This window comes from Nocardioides sp. NPDC092400 (assembly GCF_040684155.1).
Lineage (GTDB): Bacteria > Actinomycetota > Actinomycetes > Propionibacteriales > Nocardioidaceae > Nocardioides.
On record NZ_JBFBFJ010000001.1, the window covers coordinates 484,431 to 502,145 of the forward strand.

At 73.9% G+C, this 17,715-nt stretch carries 15 protein-coding genes and 1 tRNA gene; 8 read left to right on the forward strand and 8 right to left on the reverse strand.

Annotated features, from left to right (window positions below; translation table 11 throughout):
* Positions 1 to 11 precede the first annotated feature (11 nt).
* The 3 genes from AB0N29_RS02415 to AB0N29_RS02425 are packed head-to-tail and all read right to left on the reverse strand — an operon-like array spanning position 12 to position 3,308.
* Complete coding sequence (locus tag AB0N29_RS02415; RefSeq protein WP_364863822.1) at positions 12 to 1,076, reverse strand: CDP-glycerol glycerophosphotransferase family protein; 1,065 nt, start codon at positions 1,074 to 1,076, stop codon at positions 12 to 14.
* On the reverse strand, positions 1,073 to 1,846 hold the full coding sequence (locus AB0N29_RS02420; RefSeq protein ID WP_364863824.1) for an HAD family phosphatase: 774 nt from the start codon (positions 1,844 to 1,846) through the stop codon (positions 1,073 to 1,075). Before AB0N29_RS02420 ends, AB0N29_RS02415 begins: the two co-directional genes overlap by 4 nt.
* On the reverse strand, positions 1,824 to 3,308 hold the full coding sequence (locus tag AB0N29_RS02425) for a mannitol dehydrogenase family protein (protein WP_302270311.1): 1,485 nt from the start codon (positions 3,306 to 3,308) through the stop codon (positions 1,824 to 1,826). The genes AB0N29_RS02420 and AB0N29_RS02425 overlap by 23 nt, the downstream gene beginning before the upstream one ends.
* A 215-nt stretch (positions 3,309 to 3,523) precedes the next feature.
* Here AB0N29_RS02425 and AB0N29_RS02430 point away from each other — a divergent pair, with 215 nt between their 5' ends.
* From AB0N29_RS02430 to AB0N29_RS02440, 3 genes are all read left to right on the forward strand, one after another.
* The gene (locus tag AB0N29_RS02430; RefSeq protein WP_364863827.1) at positions 3,524 to 5,020 is read left to right on the forward strand and encodes an ABC transporter substrate-binding protein/permease; all 1,497 of its coding nucleotides are present in this window, start codon (positions 3,524 to 3,526) and stop codon (positions 5,018 to 5,020) included.
* The gene (locus tag AB0N29_RS02435) at positions 5,017 to 5,781 is read left to right on the forward strand and encodes an amino acid ABC transporter ATP-binding protein (protein ID WP_364863829.1); all 765 of its coding nucleotides are present in this window, start codon (positions 5,017 to 5,019) and stop codon (positions 5,779 to 5,781) included. Before AB0N29_RS02430 ends, AB0N29_RS02435 begins: the two co-directional genes overlap by 4 nt.
* 91 nt (positions 5,782 to 5,872) lie before the next feature.
* A complete protein-coding gene (locus AB0N29_RS02440; protein WP_364863831.1) occupies positions 5,873 to 7,321 on the forward strand; it encodes a sugar porter family MFS transporter in 1,449 nt (482 codons plus the stop codon).
* 82 nt (positions 7,322 to 7,403) lie between these two features.
* On the opposite strand, the gene AB0N29_RS02445 is transcribed toward AB0N29_RS02440, so the two are convergent.
* Positions 7,404 to 7,479 (reverse strand) — tRNA-His (locus tag AB0N29_RS02445).
* Between the two features lie 46 nt (positions 7,480 to 7,525).
* On the reverse strand, positions 7,526 to 8,161 hold the full coding sequence (gene orn / locus AB0N29_RS02450; protein WP_302270319.1) for an oligoribonuclease: 636 nt from the start codon (positions 8,159 to 8,161) through the stop codon (positions 7,526 to 7,528).
* 127 nt (positions 8,162 to 8,288) lie between these two features.
* Between orn and AB0N29_RS02455 the strand changes: the two genes are divergently transcribed.
* The 5 genes from AB0N29_RS02455 (at position 8,289) to AB0N29_RS02475 (ending at position 12,610) form a co-directional block, all read left to right on the forward strand.
* Positions 8,289 to 8,771, forward strand: coding sequence for a MauE/DoxX family redox-associated membrane protein (locus tag AB0N29_RS02455; RefSeq protein WP_364863834.1), 483 nt, complete (start codon positions 8,289 to 8,291; stop codon positions 8,769 to 8,771).
* Position 8,772: 1 nt separating this feature from the next.
* On the forward strand, positions 8,773 to 9,510 hold the full coding sequence (locus AB0N29_RS02460; RefSeq protein ID WP_302270322.1) for a thioredoxin domain-containing protein: 738 nt from the start codon (positions 8,773 to 8,775) through the stop codon (positions 9,508 to 9,510).
* Positions 9,511 to 9,525: 15 nt separating this feature from the next.
* Complete coding sequence (locus AB0N29_RS02465; RefSeq protein WP_364863837.1) at positions 9,526 to 10,569, forward strand: adenosine deaminase; 1,044 nt, start codon at positions 9,526 to 9,528, stop codon at positions 10,567 to 10,569.
* Between the two features lie 77 nt (positions 10,570 to 10,646).
* On the forward strand, positions 10,647 to 11,321 hold the full coding sequence (locus AB0N29_RS02470) for a response regulator transcription factor (protein WP_364863839.1): 675 nt from the start codon (positions 10,647 to 10,649) through the stop codon (positions 11,319 to 11,321).
* 44 nt (positions 11,322 to 11,365) lie between these two features.
* Entirely contained in the window at positions 11,366 to 12,610 is a 1,245-nt protein-coding gene (locus AB0N29_RS02475) for a cytochrome P450 (protein ID WP_364863841.1), read from the forward strand.
* Here the strand turns inward: AB0N29_RS02475 and AB0N29_RS02480 are convergent.
* From AB0N29_RS02480 to AB0N29_RS02490, 3 genes are all read right to left on the reverse strand, one after another.
* Complete coding sequence (locus tag AB0N29_RS02480) at positions 12,549 to 13,358, reverse strand: sigma-70 family RNA polymerase sigma factor (protein WP_364863843.1); 810 nt, start codon at positions 13,356 to 13,358, stop codon at positions 12,549 to 12,551. The genes AB0N29_RS02475 and AB0N29_RS02480 overlap by 62 nt on opposite strands.
* Positions 13,359 to 13,474: 116 nt before the next feature.
* On the reverse strand, positions 13,475 to 17,275 hold the full coding sequence (locus tag AB0N29_RS02485) for a SpoIIE family protein phosphatase (protein ID WP_364863845.1): 3,801 nt from the start codon (positions 17,273 to 17,275) through the stop codon (positions 13,475 to 13,477).
* Positions 17,272 to 17,634, reverse strand: coding sequence for an STAS domain-containing protein (locus AB0N29_RS02490; RefSeq protein ID WP_302270330.1), 363 nt, complete (start codon positions 17,632 to 17,634; stop codon positions 17,272 to 17,274). Before AB0N29_RS02490 ends, AB0N29_RS02485 begins: the two co-directional genes overlap by 4 nt.
* Between the last annotated feature and the right edge of the window lie 81 nt (positions 17,635 to 17,715).

Sequence of the window (17,715 nt, forward strand, 5' to 3'; positions counted from 1 at the left end):
CGACACGGCGATCAGGACAGCCCGAGCCGCTCCAGCACCCGGTCGGTCGCCCGGCCGTCCTCGAGGGACGTGTAGCGCTCGCGGAACGCGGCGTACTGCGCGGCGTGCTCCTTCTCGACCCGCTCGAGGTCGCCGATGACGTCGACCAGCTCACCGGTGGTGCGGACGATGGGGCCGGGCGCCTCCGGGACGAGGTCGAAGTAGAACCCCCGCACCGAGTCCTGGAACCGCTCGAGGTCGTAGGCGAAGTGCACGATCGGCCGACCGGTGATCGCGTAGTCGAACATCGTCGAGGAGTAGTCGGTCACCATGACGTCGGCCGCGCAGTAGAGGTCGCGGACGTCCGGGTGGTACGAGACGTCGTGGACGTGGGGGACCGCCGCGATCCGGGAGCGACCGGTCACCATGTTGTGGGCGCGCACGAGCAGCACGTGCTCGGGGCCGAGAGCAGCGGCGAACCGGTCGACGTCCAGGGCGAGCGGGACCTCGGGGCGGCCCTCGGCGAAGGCCTCGTCGTCGCGCCAGGTCGGCGTGTAGAGGACGACCTTCGCGCCGTCGGGGACGCCGAGGGAGGCCCGCACGCGCGCACCGGCCTCCCGGGACTCCGGCAGGCTCAGCAGGTCGTTGCGCGGGTAGCCGGACTCGAGCACCTCGCCGGTGAAGCCGAAGGCGCCCCGCAGCCGCGGCGTGCTCGCGGCGTTCGGCGAGAGCAGCAGGTCCCACTTGGCGATGTCGTGGTCGAGCCGGTCCAGCCGACCCTCGGGCGCCCACAGCACGTCCCGGTGGATCCGCTTGAGCGGGGTGCCGTGCCAGGTCTGGACGTACGTCGTGCCGGCCGGCTTGGTCCACTCGACCTCGGTGTGGGTGTTGGCAACCAGCAGGTCGGCCGACTCCAGCGCCTCGGTCGCCGCGGGGGAGTCGATGTCGACGGTCGTCACGCCGTCCGGGAACGCCGCCAGGTGCTCCTGGTCGGCGAGCCACACGTGCTCGAGCCCGGGCCGGTCCGCGACCCGCTCCCACAGGGCCCGCGGGTTGTCGGAGAACCGTCCGTGGAAGCTGTTCCAGACGATCTTCATGCCGACACCTCCGTACGTCGTTCCTCCTGCAGCCCGAGCAGGTCGACCAGCTCGTCCCAGTCCTCGACGACCGCGACCACGCCGGCGTCCAGCAGCGCACGTCGGCGCTCCGCCCGCTCCGGCTCGGGCACGAAGACCAGGTTCCCGACGGTGGGGATGCCCGCGCCGACGGCGGAGCGGGCGCCGGAGACGGCGTCCTCCACTGCGACCGCCTCGTGCGGGGCGAGCCCCAGCCGCTCGAGCGCGAGCAGGTAGACGGCCGGGTCGGGCTTGCTGGTCGGCGCCGGCAGCGAGTCCTGCGCGCTGAAGCGGTCCGCGACCGGCAGCACCTCGTCGAGGTCCGCGGCCGTGAAGCAGGCAGCCAGGCGGCCGAGGGCGCTCGAGCTGACGACGGCGAGCTGCCAACGGTCCGCGAGGAGGCGCAGCGCGTCGCTCACGGCCGGGTCGGGCACGAGGGTGGCGGCCAGGTGCCGGGTGACGACGTCCTGCTCGCGGGCGACCCAGGTCTCCATCTCGTCGTCGGGGACCGTCACGCCCTGCTCGGCGGCCAGGTCGCCGGCCAGGCTGCGGAAGTTGCGGCCGAGCGCCGCGGCCTGGAGGTCCGCCGGCTCCCAGTGGTGGTCGGAGCCGAGCCGGGCGAGGAAGTCGTTGGTCACCCCGGTGGACGCGGCGAAGGCCGGCTCCTCGGAGGCGAACAGGTTGCCGTCCGCGTCCAGGAGCAGGGCACGCACCGGTCCCAGGTCCAGCTCAGGATGCTGCGGCTGCTGCACGGTCCTCCACCTCTCGTCCGACGAGCGCCTGCTGCAGCGCCGTGACGAACTCCGGGCAGCGGGCGAGCCGCTCGAACCCCTCGGCGGCCGCCAGGAAGGGTCGCACGTCGTGCCCTGCCCGCGAAGCCGGCCCCAGCAGGTCGGCGAGCGCGGGGTCGGCGAGGGTGTCGGCGAGGTCGCCGGAGGTGACCAGCCCGTCCGCGACCGCCTGCGCGGAGCGGCGCAGGCCGTCGATCCAGGCCGCGACGACGCTGGTCAGCAGGGCGTGCGGCCGGCCCGCGAGCACGGCGCGCTCGAGCGAGGGCAGGACGTAGTTGCGCATCCGCACCGAGCCGCGGCGCCGCAGCCGGGTCAGCGGGTCGGCGATGGCCGGGTTGCGGAACCGGTCGAGCACGCCCCGCAGGTACGACGGCAGGTCGAGCCCGGGGACCGGGTCCAGCAGCGGGCAGACCTCCTCGGCGAGCATCCGCTCGACGAGGGGACCGACGGCGGGGTCGGCCATCGCGGCGTCGGTGGTCGAGTGCGCGGTCGCCTCGCCGAGGAAGCCGAGGGCCACGTGGCCGGCGTTCAGCAGGCGCATCTTGGCCTCGACGTACGGCCGGGCGTCGGAGACGACCTCTACGCCGACGTCCTCGAGCGGGGGGCGCGGGCCGCCGAAGGAGTCCTCGACGACCCACTGGCTGAACGGCTCGGTGACGACGGGTGCGCGGTCGTGGACGCCCAGCTCGTGGCGCAGGAGTCCCCGGTGCTCGGCCGTCGTGGGCGGCGTGATCCGGTCGGCCATGCTGTTCGGGAAGGCGACGTGGCGTGCGATCCACCGGGCGAGCCCCGGCTCGAGCGCCTCGGCGGCCGCCACGACGCACCGACGCGTGGCGTCGCCGTTGCCGGGCAGGTTGTCGCACGACAGCACCGTGAACGGCGCCTGGCCGGCGCGGCGCCGCGCGCCGAGCGCGCGGGCCAGCAGGTCGAAGGCGGTGGGCGGCACGGCGGGACCGGTGGCGGCCGACACGGCGTACGACGGCGCCGTGACGGTCAGCGTCACGAGCAGCGTGCGGGGGTCGACCAGTGCTGCGATGGCGTTCGCGGCGCCGTCGCGGCCGCCGGCGGCGAGGTAGTCGCGCAGCACGCCGACGACGTGGGCGCGCGGCTGGCCGAAGGAGAGCTCCAGGGTGGTGTAGAGGAAGTCCTGGGCGGCGAGCTCGGCGCGGTGGCTGTTCGTGCGCAGCCCGACACCGCGGACGCCCCAGTCACGGGCGCCGAGGGCGGCGAGGCGGTCGAGGTAGACGGCCTGGTGGGCACGGTGGAACGCGCCGACCCCGAGGTGCACGACACCCGTGCCGAGCGCTGCGACGTCGTAGGTGGGGCGGCTGACCCGGGGCGGGAGGGCACCGAGGGTGCCGAGGCCCAGACGGAGCGCGGTGGCCGGTGCGGGGAGGACGTGGTCCTGGTTGGGACGAAGCACTCACACCTCCTGTCGTTCGTGGGGCACCAGGGGTGCGAACAGAACTGGTCACCTACCCGTTCTGCTACGTCACCAAACATTCGTCTCGGCGACCCCTTCGGTCGGTTGACTCATGGGTTCCCCTGTGTGTGGCCGCGAGGCTCGCCCGCACGGGTGACAGCCGCCGCCGCGTACGACGTCGAGTGCTCGACCCCGCAGCGGGGTACGGAGTGCGGGTGCCGTTGACCCGTCCTCTCGCGCTGCTCGCCGTCGGCTGGAGCCTCGTCCTGGGCGCGCTGCTCGGCGTCGCCGCCCCCGCGACCGCCGCGGACGCCGCGGACGACGACGCGCCCCGGGTCGTGCGGGTGGGCACGGAGGGGGTCTACCCGCCCTTCAGCTACCGCGACTCCGAGAGCAACGAGCTGACCGGCTTCGACGTCGACGTGGTGCGAGCGATCGGTGAGGAGGCCGGGTGGGACGTGCGCTTCGTCGAGGCGCCGTTCGACGCGCTGTTCCCGGCGCTCGACACCGGCCGCCTCGACGTCATCGCCAACCAGGTGACGGTCACCCCCGAGCGGGAGGCGCGCTACCTGTTCAGCACGCCGTACACCTACTCCCGAGGCGTCATCGTCACCGGGGCGGACACCGACGACATCACCTCGCTCGCGGACCTCGAGGGACGCACGACCGCCCAGACCGCGAGCAGCAACTGGGCGCAGGTCGCCGAGGACGCCGGGGCGGAGGTCGACTTCGTCCAGGACTTCGGGCCGGGCGTCGAGCTCCTCCTGCAGGGCCGGGTCGACGCGATCGTCAACGACAACATCGCGGTCCTCGACTACCTCGCGACGTCCGGGACCGACGAGGTGAAGATCGCCGGGCCGGCGGGCGACGAGGTCCTCGAGCAGGCCCTGGCGTTCACCCAGGACGACGCGGCGCTCCAGGAGGAGGCCGACGCGGCGATCGAGGCGCTGACCGCGGACGGCACCCTGGAGGAGATCTCCGAGGAGTACTTCGGCGCGGACGTGACCGTCGAGGGCGGCACGACCGACGTGGAGGTCGACGCCTCCGACGCCCGCTCCCGGTGGGAGGTCGTCCAGGACACCGCCTGGCCCATGCTCGTCGGGCTGGTGAAGGGCAACATCCCGCTCACCGTGGCGAGCTTCGCGATCGGGCTGGTCCTGGCCGTCGCGGCGGCCCTCGCCCGGCTCTCCTCGATCCGGGTCCTCGACTGGATCGCGCGGGCCTACATCTCGCTCATCCGCGGCACGCCGCTGGTCGTGCAGCTGTTCATCGTCTTCTTCGGCCTGCCGCAGCTCGGCGTGGACCTCGACCCCTACCCCGCCGCGATCCTGGCCCTGAGCCTCAACGTCGGTGGGTACGCCGCCGAGGTGGTGCGTGCGGCGATCCTCTCGGTGCCCCGCGGGCAGTACGAGGCGGCGACCGTCATCGGCATGGACTACCGGCAGTCGATGCGGCGGGTGATCCTCCCGCAGGCCGCCCGGATCGCGGTGCCGCCGCTGTCCAACACGCTGCTCTCGCTCATCAAGGACACCGCGCTCGCCTCGCTGGTGCTGGTCCCCGAGCTCTTCCGCGAGGCGCAGGTGACGGCGGGCGCCACCTTCGAGTACCTCCCGCTCTACGTGATGGCCGCGCTCTACTTCTGGGTGGTCTGCTACCTGGTGAGCCTGGCCCAAGGCCCCCTGGAACGACGACTGAGCAGGTACGTGGCATGAGCGAGCTGATCGAGGTCCGGGGGCTGGAGAAGTCCTTCGGCGACAACCGGGTCCTCCAGGGCGTGGACTTCACCGCCGCGGCGGGCACCGTGAGCGTGCTGCTGGGCCCCTCCGGGTCGGGCAAGACGACGGTCCTGCGCTCGATGAACGTGCTCGAGACGCCCGACGCGGGGACCGTGCGGATCGGCGACGCCGAGCTCGACTTCACCCACCCGCCGGCCGGCAAGGCGGATCACCGCCGCGCGGTCAAGGCGCTCCGCGCGCGCAGCGGGATGGTCTTCCAGTCCCACAACCTCTTTCCGCACATGACCGTGCTCGGCAACCTCCTCGAGGGACCCGTGCAGGTCCAGGGCCGCGACCGCGACGAGGCCGCCGAGGACGCCCGCGCGCTGCTGGCCCAGGTCGGGCTGGAGGGGCGGGAGGACGCCTACCCCGCGCAGCTCTCCGGCGGGCAGCAGCAACGCGTCGGCATCGCCCGCGCGCTCGCCCTGCGCCCGGAGGTGCTGCTCCTCGACGAGCCGACCTCCGCGCTCGACCCCGAGCTCGTCGGCGAGGTGCTCGCGGTGATCCGGGACCTGGCGCGCGAGGGCTGGACGCTGGTGATCGTGACCCACGAGGTGCGCTTCGCCCGGGACGTCGCCGACCAGGTGCTCTTCCTCGACGGCGGTGTCGTCGCGGAGCGCGGCGGCCCGGAGGTGCTCGTCGAGCCGCGGGAGGGGCGGACCCGCCGCTTCCTCCAGCGGGTGCTGGACGCCGGCTGAGCGACGGGCGGACCGCCGGGCGGCGTTGACGGTGCCGCCTGCGGGTACCACCCCCGGCGGCGGGCCGACCGGGCCCCGGGGGAGGAGCGGCATGACGACGACGGCCGGGGACCAGGGGACCAGCGGTCCGACGATGACCGGGCGGATGCTCGTGGTGGCGCTCGTGTCGGCGGTGAGCGGGTTCCTCTACGGCTACGACACCGGCATCATCTCCGGCGCGCTGCTGCAGATCAGCGACGAGTTCGACATCGGGCACGGGCTCGAGCAGGTCATCGCGGCCAGCATCCTGCTGGGCGCGGTGATCGGGGCCTTGAGCGGCAGCGTGCTCTCCGAGCGCGCCGGCCGGCACCGCACGATCCTGGTGATCGCCGTGGTCTTCGTCCTCGGCACCCTCGCGGCGGCCCTCGCGCCGTCGCCCTGGGCACTCGCCGGCGGCCGCGTCCTGCTCGGCGTCGCGGTCGGCGGCGCCACCCAGACCGTCCCCATGTACGTCGCGGAGCTGGCGCCGGCGGCCCGGCGCGGCCGGCTCGTCCTCTGCTTCCAGCTGGCCATCGGCGTCGGCATCGTGGTCGCCACCATCGTCGGGGCGACCGAGGCCCTCGACTGGCGGATCGCGATCGGCGCCGCGGCGGTGCCGGCCCTCGTCATGGGCGTGCTCATGCTGCTGCTGCCCGAGAGCCCGCGCTGGCTGGTCAGGCAGGACCGGTCCGACGACGCCCGGGCCGTCCTCGAGCGCCTGCGGCCGGCGTCGTACGACGTCGACGGCGAGCTGGCGGAGATCGCCGACCTCGACGAGCAGGAGCGGGGCGTCCGGGACGACCGCCGCGGGTGGCGGGGGCTGCGTCAGCGCTGGGTGCGCCCGGCGCTGGTGGTCGGCTGCGGGATCGCGGTCTTCACCCAGCTCAGCGGCATCGAGATGATCATCTACTACTCGCCGACGATCCTGACCGACAACGGCTTCAGCACCAGCACCGCCCTGCAGGTCAGCGTCGCGCTCGGCTTCGCCTACCTGGTGGCGCAGCTCGTGGGACTGGCGCTGGTCGACCGGGTGGGTCGGCGGCGGCTCGCCCTCGTGACGATCCCGGGCGCCGCGCTGGCGCTGGGCACCCTCGGGACGGTCTTCGCCACCGGCCACTCCGGCCGCGGCAGCACGCCGTTCATCATCGCCTGCCTGGTGGTCTTCATGCTCTTCACCGCCGGTGGCCTGCAGCTCATGGGGTGGCTCACCGGGTCCGAGATCTACCCGCTCGCCGTCCGGAGCGCCGGCACGGCCGCCCAGTCGGCGGTGCTGTGGTCGACCAACCTGCTGATCACCCTGACGCTGCTCTCGACCATCGAGCTGCTCGGGGTGGGGCAGACCTTCTGGCTCTACGCGGCCTTCAACGTGGCGGCGTTCATCTTCGTGTGGCGGCTCATGCCCGAGCTGACCGGCCGCAGCCTGGAGAACATCGAGAGCCACCTCGCCAACGGTGAGTTCAGCCCGGCCGACTTCGAGGAGCCGGAGCCGGAGCCGGAGCCGGAGCCGGCACCCGGGCGCTGACGCGAGCGGCTGAGGCCCCCGGAGACGGGACGAGCCCCTGACCGGTGTCCCGGTCGGGGGCTCGCATCGTGCCGTTCGGCAGTGGGGTGAGTAACGGGACTTGAACCCGCGACATCTGCGACCACAACGCAGCGCTCTACCAGCTGAGCTATACCCACCATGGCGGTCCGACCTGGGTCGGGGCCGCTGGGAAGTATAGGCGACTCAGTCCGCGGGGGTGGAATCCTGGGGTGCGGTCCCGGTGAGGGCGCCGCCGTGGCGCGCGGCGATCGCCTTGGCGGTCGCCGAGTCGGGCCCCGGGGCGGGGACGAACACGGCCTCCCGGTAGTAGCGCAGCTCCTCGATGCTCTCGCGGATGTCGGCGAGCGCGCGGTGGTTCCCCCGCTTGGCGGGCGCCTGGTGGTAGGCGCGCGGGTACCACCGGCGGGACAGCTCCTTGATCGAGCTGACGTCGACGATCCGGTAGTGCAGGAACGACTCGAGCCCGGTCATGTCCCGGGCGATGAACGCGCGGTCGGTGCCGACCGTGTTGCCGGCCAGGGGCGGGCGGCTGCCCTCGGGGCAGTGCTGACGCAGGTAGGCCAGCGTCCGCTCCTCGGCCTCGGCGAGGCTCACGCCCTTCGCGAGCTCCTCGAGCAGCCCGGAGCTCTCGTGCATGCTGCGCACGAAGTCGCCCATCTGCTCCAGCGCCTCCTCGGGCGGCCGGATGACGATGTCGACGCCGTCGCCGAGGACGTTGAGGTCGAAGTCGGTGACGAGGGCCGCCACCTCGATCAGCGCGTCCGCGCGCAGGTCGAGGCCGGTCATCTCGCAGTCGATCCAGACGAGTCTGTCGTTCACGGAGGGCACCCTACGGGCAGCCCCGGTCAGGGTCCCCGCAGTGGTCCCGCAGTGGTCCAGGCGCTTCTCAGCCGCCGCTGGCCGGGACCTCAGGGTCGGCTCAGGTGGGCTGCCTAGCGTGCCCGACGTGAGGGAGTGGTTCGGCCTGGTCGCCCGGCTCGTGACCGGCGGCGTGTGGATCGTCGCCGGTGCGCTGAAGCTGCCCGACCCCTACGAGAGCGTGCGAGCGGTCCGCGCCTACGACCTGCTCCCGGAGTCGATCGTCCCCACCGTCGGCCACCTGCTCCCGGTGCTGGAGGTGGTGGTCGGTCTGGCGCTCGTCCTGGGCGTGCTCACGCGCGGCGCCGCCGCCGTGTCCGCGCTGCTCTTCCTCGCCTTCATCATCGGCATCGCGTCCGCCTGGGCGCGCGGGCTGCAGATCGACTGCGGCTGCTTCGGCGGCGGCGGCTTCGAGGAGGGCGCCGCCAGCCAGTACCCCTGGGAGATCGCCCGCGACGTCGGTCTCCTCGCCCTGTCGCTGCTCCTGGTGTGGAGCCGCTCGACGCGGCTCGCGCTGGACAGCGCCCTGTTCCGTCGTACGACGAGCACGTCCACCACCCGAGAGGCCTGAGGTGTCCACCAAGAACCGCCAGCAGTCGCGCGCCGAACGCGCCGCCGCCGCCATCCTCGAGCAGGAGCGCCAGGAGCGTCGCCGCCGGGCGCTGATCGTCGGCGGGGTGGTCCTGCTCCTGCTGGTCGTCGTCGCGGTCGGCGTGCTCGTGCAGCGCGGGCGCGACGACACCGGGGAGGTCGCCGCCCCGCCGGCCGGCGCGACCGGCCAGTACTCGCTCGCGATCGGTGACGCGGACGCGCCGCACCAGGTGGTCGTCTACGAGGACTTCCTCTGCCCCTTCTGCGGCGCCCTGGAGGGCGAGACCCGCGCGGACCTCGAGCGGCTCGCCGCGGACGGCCAGGTCTACGTCGAGTACCGCCCCTTCGACCTGCTCAGCAGGTACGGCGACTACTCCGCTCGCGCGACGAACGCCTTCGCGGCCGTCCTCGACGCGGCCGGTCCGCAGGTGGCCAAGGAGTTCCACGACCTGCTCTTCGAGAACCAGCCGGGGGAGTCCGGGCCGTTCCCGAGCGACGACGACCTGGTCGACCTCGCCGTCGAGGCGGGTGCGGAGGAGGCGCAGGTGCGCGGGGCGATCGAGGACCGCGAGTTCGACCAGTGGGTGCAGAACGCCACCGACGCCGCCTCGCGGGCCGGCGTGAACGGGACGCCGACGGTGCTGGTCGACGGCGAGGTCTTCACCGACGGCGACACCGTCGAGGAGCTCGCCGACAACTTGGTCGCCGCGGTCGAGTGAGCCGATGATCCGGGGGTGTCCCTCACCCCCGGGTTCGTCGCGGGCCTGCCGAAGGCCGAGCTGCACGTCCACCACGTCGGGTCCGCGTCGCCGCGGATGGTCGCCGAGCTGGCCGCGCGCCACCCGGGCACGGTCCCGAGCGACCTCGACGAGCTGCGCAGGTTCTACGAGTTCCGCGACTTCGCGCACTTCATCGAGGTCTACCTCGCTGTGGTCGACCTGGTGCGCACCCCCGAGGACGTCCGCTACCTGACCTACGAGGTCGCGCGGGAGATGGCACAGGGCCAGTCGCTGCGGTACGCCGAGCTGACCTGCACGCCGTACACCTCGGTGCGGCCGCACGAGCCGGAGCTCGGGATGCCGATCGAGGCCTACACCGAGGCCATCGAGGACGCCCGGGTGGCCGCCGAGCGGGACTTCGGCCTCGTGCTCCGGTGGGTCTACGACATCCCGGGCGAGGCGGGCGTCCCCAGCGCGGACGCGACCCTCGACTTCGCGCTCCGGCACCGGCCCGAGGGCCTGGTCGGCTTCGGCCTCGGCGGTCCCGAGATCGGCGTGCCGCGCGCGCAGTTCCAGCCGCACTTCGACGCCGCCCGTGCCGCGGGGCTGCGCTCCGTCCCGCACGCCGGCGAGACGACCGGTCCGCGGACGGTGTGGGACGCCCTGCACCTGCTCGGCGCCGACCGGATCGGCCACGGCACCTCGGCCGCCCAGGACCCCGCGCTGCTGGCCCACCTCGCCGAGACCGGCGTCCCGCTCGAGGTCTGCCCCTCCTCGAACGTCGCCACCCGGGCCGTGGCCGACCTGGCCGAGCACCCGATCGTCGCGTTCCGCGACGCGGGGGTCACGGTCACGGTGGCCTCCGACGACCCGCCGATGTTCGGCACCTCCCTCAACCGGGAGTACGAGGTCGCGGCCGAGCTGCTCGGCCTCGACGACGACGGGGTCGCCGACCTCGCGCGGACGGCCGTGCGGGCCTCCTTCGCCGAGGAGTCCCTCCGGGCGAGGCTGCTCGCCGAGATCGACGCGTACGTCGCGCACGGGACCCGTCCCGCCTGAGGTCGACGGGCAGGACTTGTCCGTGCCCGTCCGCGCGGACGGGCCCGCGGGCTGGACGGACCAAATAGGATGCGTCCATGTCCGTCCATCCTGTCCGCGTCGCCGTGGTCAACGACTTCGAGCTCGTCGTGGCCGGGGTCGCCGCGATGCTCGCGCCGTTCTCCGACCAGGTCGTGGTCGTGGAGCTGGACAGCGGCGTGCCGCCCGTCTGCGACGTCGACGTCGTGCTCGTCGACACCTTCGGCCAGGGCGAGGGCGAGCACCTCAGCGTCGACGACCTCCTCGACGACGGCAAGCCGCGGGTCGTGGTCTACAGCTGGAACACCCGGCCCGACGTGGTCGAGCGGACGATGGCCCGGGGCGCGGCGGGCTACCTGCCCAAGTCGGCACGCGCCGAGGAGATCGTGGCCACCGTCGTGAAGGTGCACGCGGGGGAGGCGGTCCGTCCCCAGGGCGGGGTGGACGCCGACCTGGCGGCGGAGCTCGCGGACGGGGAGTCGTCGGGGTCCTGGCCCGGGAAGGCGCACGGGCTCAGCGCGCGGGAGGCCGAGGTGGTCTCGCTGATCAGCCGGGGGCTGTCCAACCAGGAGATCGCCGAGCGCACCTACCTCTCGATCAACTCCGTGAAGACCTACATCCGCACGGCGTACCGCAAGATCGGCGTCACGCGGCGCTCGCAGGCCGTGGCCTGGGGGCTCCAGCACGGCCTCCTCCCGGACCGGTCGCGCCAGGTCCAGCCGCTCGATTCCTGACGGGGCACCCGACTGGGAGCGCCGGGACGGGACACCGGGCCGCCATGGACCTCACCCTCCGCCTGCTCCGACACGGGTACGACGGCGTCGCCGCCGACCGGGAGGCGCGTGGCGTCGGTGCCGATGCCGGGACCCACGCCAGCCGTCTCGCCGGTCGCCGGGCGGTCGTCGTGCGCAGCGAGCCCGGCGTGCGGTTCTTCTACGACGAGTCCGCGGCCGAGCGCAAGGGCGTCGTGCCGCCGCCGCTCGCCTGGCTGCTGTTCGGGCGCGGCGCGCTGCACGGGATGGACGGCGTGGCGCACCGCGAGCGCAAGCAGGTCATGGTCGACGTGCTGTCCGCCGACGGGCTGGGCCCGGTGGTCGACCGGGTCGCCGCCGAGCTCACCGCTGCGACGGAGCGCTGGCCGGGCCGCCAGGTGAGCGTCCACCCGGCGCTGGTCTCGGCGTACGGCCGGGCGGTGCTGCAGTGGGCGGGCCTCGACCTGCCCGACCGGCGGGCCGACCAGCTGGCGCACCGCCTGGGGCAGCAGGTCGACGGCTTCGGCTTCGCCGGGGCGGCCTACCTGCGCGGCTGGGCCTCCCGACTGTGGTGGAACCGCTGGGCGACCCGGCTAGCGGCCGACGTCCGCTCCGGCCGCGCCGGCGTGCCCGAGGACTCACCGGCCGCCCGGCTCGTCGGCGGCCTCGACGTGGACGACCGGACCGCGGGGGTGGAGCTCGGCAACATCCTGCGTCCCACGATCGCGGTCGCCTACCTCGGCACCTTCGCCGCGCTGCGGCTCGCCGAGCACCCCGAGTGGCGGGAGCGGCTGGCGGACCCGGGGGAGGAGCTGGCCCGGCTGGCGTTCGCGCAGGAGGTGCGGCGCACCACGCCGTTCGCGCCGGTGCTCGCCGCCCGGGCGACGCGCCCCGCGCGGATCGACGGCGTGCGGGTGCGGCGCGGTGACCGGCTGGTGCTCGACATCATGGGCATCGACCACGACCCCGCGCGCTGGCCCGCCCCGCACGCGTTCCGCCCCGAGCGGTTCCTCGACCACGCCCCCGGCGCGTTCGACCTGGTCCCCCAGGGGGGTGGCCACCCCTCGGGGCACCGCTGCCCGGGCGAGTCGCTCACGCTGCGGGTGCTCGGGGCGACGCTGCGGGTGCTCGCGCCCATGCCGTACTCGGTGGTGGACGACGTGGTCGACCGCACGCGGATGCCCACCACGCCCCGGGACGGGCTGCTGGTCAGTGTGCCGACGGGTGCTCGGACCCGATCTGCTCCCGCATCGTCTCCAGGATCCGCGTGAGGACGCGGGAGACCTGCACCTGGCTCACGCCGAGCTCGTCGCCGATCTCGCGCTGGGTCTGGTCCTCGTAGAACCGCAGGTAGAGCACCCGGCGGTCGCGCTCGGAGAGCCCGCGCATGACCGGGGCGAGCACGGCGCGCGCCTCGGCCGGGCCCTCGTCGGGGTCCTGCGGGAGCACCTCGCCGAGGCTGGTGCCGGACTCGCTGCCGACCGGTTGGTCCAGCGACGTCGGCTGGAAGCAGCCGAGCCCCTGCAGCGCCTCGCGGTGCTCCTCGGGGGTGATGCCGAGCTCGCGCTCGACCTCCTCGTCGGTGGGCTCGCGGCCGAGCTCCTGCTCGAGCCGGTCGGTGGCCATCGTCAGGTCGCGCTGCAGCTCCTGCACGCGGCGCGGCGGCCGGACCATCCAGCCCTGGTCACGGAAGTGGCGCTGGATCTCGCCGCGGATCGTGGGCACCGCGTAGGTCAGCAGGTCCTCGCGGACGGTGGGGTCGAAGCGGTGGACCGCCTTGACCAGGCCCTCGTAGGCCACCTGCTGCAGGTCCTCGAGCGGGATCCCCCGACGGCGGTAGCGGTTGGCCACGGCGTCGGCGACGCGACGGTTGACGAGGACCACCTCGGCGAGGACCTCCTCGCGCTCGGCGCCCTGGCTGGCGCGGGCTCGGGCCAGCAGCTCCGAGGTGCGCGTCGAGCGCTCCTCGCGGGACATCGTGCGGTGGTCGGCTCCAGCGCCGTGCGTCGGGCTCTGCATGAGGCGGTCCGCTCCTTCCGAGGTCGGGTGCGTTCCACGCACCCGGGTCGGGCGCGCACTCGACGTTGCCCGGAACCGGTCTGGTCCACCACCACCCATAGGGGTGTGATAAGGCCTCAGTCCCGGGGTGCCCACCCGACCAGCGCCCACACGGTCTTGCCGTCCTCCGTGGGTCGCGTCCCCCAGTCGTCGGCCAGCACGGCGACCATGTTCAGCCCGCGGCCGGCCTCGTCGGTCCCGGTCGTGCGCCGGCGGCGCGGCCGCACCATGGCGGCGTCGCGCACCTCCACCAGGACCGCCTCGTCGAGGCGTCGGAGCTGGACCACCGGCGGCTCGGCGTGCCGCAGCGCGTTGGTCGCGAGCTCGGTGACCACCTGGACCACGTCGCCGGCCCGCCCCTCGGGCACCTCCCAGCGGGAGAGCTGGTCGGCGACCTGGCGGCGCAGCGTGCCGAGGACCTCGGGCGTGCCGACCTCGAACCGGGCCACGGCGCCCGCGGGTTCCGCCCGGGCCCGGGCGACGACCATCGCCACGTCGTCGTCGACGCCGTCGCCGGTCAGTGCGGACACGACCTCGGCGAGGAGGGCGCCCGCGGGGAGCGTCGTCCGCGGTGCCACGGTCGTGCCGAGCCGTTCCAGGCCGAGCTGGAGGTCCTCGCCGCGGCGCTCGACGAGCCCGTCGGTGTAGAGCAGCAGCACGTCGGTCGGGTCGAGGGTGACGGTGGTGGTCGCCAACCCGTAGTGGCCGGCGCCGAGGGGCGGCCCCACCTCGCGCAGCAGCGAGACCCGGCCGTCGGCGTGGGCCAGCAGCGGCGGGAGGTGACCGGCGTTCGCGTAGGCCAGCGTGTGGTCCGCGGCGTCGAACACGGCGTACACGCACGTGACGATCTGGTCCCCGGCGAGGTCCTGCACCAGCGGGTCGAGGTGCTCCAGGACGTCGGTGGGGGACAGGTCGAGCTTCGCGAACGCCCGGGTCGCCGCGCGCAGCTGCCCCATGACCGCGGCGGCGCGGACGCCGCGACCCATCACGTCGCCGATGACCACCGCGGTCCGGCCGGCGCCGAGGTCGATGACGTCGTACCAGTCGCCGCCGACCTGGGTGCCGACGACGCCGGCCCGGTAGTAGGTCGCGACCTCCAGCCCGGCCACGTCGGGGTCGGTGCGGGGGAGCAGGCTCGCCTGCAGCTCCCGGGCGATCTGCCGCTCGCGCTCGACGACCTCGCGCTCGGACTCCGCCGCGACGAGCCGCTGCTGGAGCGCCCGCTGGTCGGTGATGTCCTGGAAGGAGCCGCGCACCAGGCGGCTCCCGTCGGGGCCGGTCGCCGGCTCGCCGTAGGCCTGGAAGAGGCGCACTTCCCCGGCCGGGGTGACCACGCGGACCTCGTAGACGATCGTCTCGCCGGCGGTCGCCGCGGCCAGCCGCTCCTCGACGCGGGGCAGGTCCTCGGGGTGAACGAGCTGGGTGATGACCCTTCGGGCACCCCGCTCCTCGGCGTCCTCCCGGTTGAGGCCGAGCATGTCGAAGAAGGTCCGCGAGCCGGTGATGGTGTCCCGCGCGAGGTCGACCTCCCAGCTGCCGAGCCGCGCCAGCCGCTGCGCCTGGTCGAGCAGCTCCCGGCTGCGCTCCAGCGCGTCGCGGACCCGGTGCGCCCGGTCCAGCTCGAGGTTCACCCGGACCCGGGCCAGGAGCTCCCGCGCGGAGAACGGCTTGACGAGGTAGTCGTCGGCGCCGGCCTCCAGGCCCTCGAGCGTGCCCTCCTCGCCGGCGCGTGCGGAGAGCATGATCACCGGCACCGAGGTCAGGGTGGGGTCGGCCTGCATCCGCCGCAGCAGCCCGAACCCGTCGAGCTCGGGCATCATCACGTCGGTCAGCACGAGGTCGGGCACGTCCTGCGCCATCGCGTCGAGCGCGTCGAGCCCGTCGACGGCCGTCCGGACGTCGTACGCCGGCGCGAGAAGGTCGCGGATGTAGCGGCGCATGTCGTCGTTGTCGTCGACCACCAGCACCCGCCACCGGTCGTCGGCCGGGTCGTCGCTCGAGGAGCCGGCCGCGTCGGGCGGTGCGGCCACCTCTCCCGCCTGCTCGCCGAGCAGCCACCTGGAGCTCTGCTCCACGAACGCCTGGGCCCGTCGTTCGGCCCCGGGGTCGGGAGCGGCGTCGGAGGCGTGCCGGACCCGGTCGGCCGGCAGGTGGCCCCATCCCAGCGGGAGCGAGACCGTGAACGTCGTGCCGTGGTCGGCGTCCTCGGTGCTGCTGGTCGCGCCCACCCGGCCGTCGTGCTGCTCGACCAGCTCGCGGACCAGGGCGAGCCCGATGCCGGTGCCCTCGTGGGTCCGCGAGCGGGACCCCGCGACCCGGTGGAACCGCTCGAAGAGCCGGGGCAGCTCTCCGGCCGGGATGCCGCTGCCGGTGTCGCTGACGCGGAGCACTGCCCGGCCGTCCTCCTCGCGCAGCCGCACCGTGACCCCGCCCTCGAAGGTGAACTTCAGGGCGTTGGAGACCAGGTTCAGCACGATCTTGGCCCAGGCCTCGCGGTCGACGTACGCCGGGACCTCGGCGTCGCAGTCGATCTCCAGGCGCAGGCCGGCGCTCTCCGCCGCCGACTCGAACATCGCGGCGAGCTCGGAGGTGTACGCGCACAGGTCGGTGGCGACGAACTCACTGCCGTCCCGGCCGGCCTCCAGGCGCGAGAAGTCGAGCAGCGTGTTGACCAGCTGCAGCATCCGCTGGCCGTTGCGCGCGATCACCTGCAGCCGGTCGCGCTGCCCCGGCGGCAACGGTCGCTCCTGGTCGGCCAGGGCGTCCTCGGCGGGCGCCAGGAGCAGCGTCAACGGCGTGCGCAGCTCGTGGCTGACGTTGGCGAAGAAGTCGGTCTTCGCCTGGTCGATGCGGGCCAGCTCCTCGACCCGCTGCTTCTCCTGCTCGATCGCGCGCGCGTCGCCGATGGCGGCCGAGAGGTGGCCGGCGAGCAGCTCGAGGAAGTCGCGGTAGCCGGCGTCGAAGGGCCGGTACCGGTTGAGGCCGACCACGAGCGCGCCGTACGGCGCGGCCTGGCCGGGCTGGGCGAGCGGGGTGACGTAGGCGCGGGTCGGCGGCTCGGCCCAGGCGCCGGTCGGCAGGTCGGGGAAGAGCTCGTCGATGGCCGAGACCACGACGTCCTCGCCGCGCCACGCGGCGTCGAGGGGCCAGACGGCGTCCGGAGCGCCGACCTGCACGGTCCGGGGCGCCGCGGCGTGCTCGGACGCGATGCCGGCCAGTCCTCGACGGTGCGCGACCGTGCCCTCGGAGCCGAAGAGGTAGACCAGCACGAACGGGAGGGAGTGGCCGTTCTCGGCCAGGTGCTCGCACGCCGCGGCGACGGCCGCTGCCTCGTTGCCGGCCGCGCCGGACCGGATGCCGAGGTCGCGCAGGGTGGTCATCCGCCGGGTCGAGACGACCTCCTCGGTGTCCTCGGTGACCACGCAGAGCATGCCGGCGACCACGCCGTCGTCGTCGGCCAGCGGGCTGTAGGAGAAGGTGTGGTAGCTCTCCTCGACGTAGCCGCTCCGCTCGAGGAAGAGGAGGAGCTTCTCGTCCCACGTCGCCTCGCCCGTGGCCATGACCCGCTCGATCCGGGGGCCGATGTCCGGCCAGATCTCGCGCCACACCTCGGAGGCCGGTCGCGCGAGCGCCCAGGGGTACTTGCTGCCGAGCGTGTCGCGCCGGTAGGCGTCGTTGCAGAAGAACGTCAGGTCCTCGCCCCACGCCATCCACATCGAGAACTTCGAGGTGAGCAGGATGCGCACGGCGTTGCGCAGGCTCAGCGGCCAGGTGTCCGGCTCGCCGACCGACGTCAGGGACCAGTCGACGTCGAGGAGGTCCTGGCCGACCGTCCCGCTCCGGCGCAGGAAGTCGCTCATCGACACGTCGGCGCTCACCCGGCGACGGCGTCCCGGGCCGTGGGGTAGGTGGCCAGCACCCGGTCCAGCCCCGTGAGCTCCAGGATGCGCGCGACCGGCTGCTGGATGCCGGCGACCGCGAGCGAGCCACCGAGGCCTCGCGCGCGGCGGTGGGCGGCCACGAGCGCGCCCAGTGCGGAGGAGTCGACGAACGGCACCTGCGTGAGGTCGACGACCACGTCGACGTGCCCGTCGACCATCAGGTCGTTGAGCACCATCCGGAAGCCGCCGACGGTCGCGAGGTCGATCTCCCCGCGGGCCTGCACCACGGCGAAGCCGCCCTCGTGCTCGACGTGCAGGACCAGCTGCTCGTCAGGGGCAGGGTCGGGGGACGTCATCGTGTTCGTTCTGCTCTCCGGTTCAGGAGCGCTGGCGGCGCTGGCGGGGACGGGGACAGTCTCAGGTACCCGCAACCACGA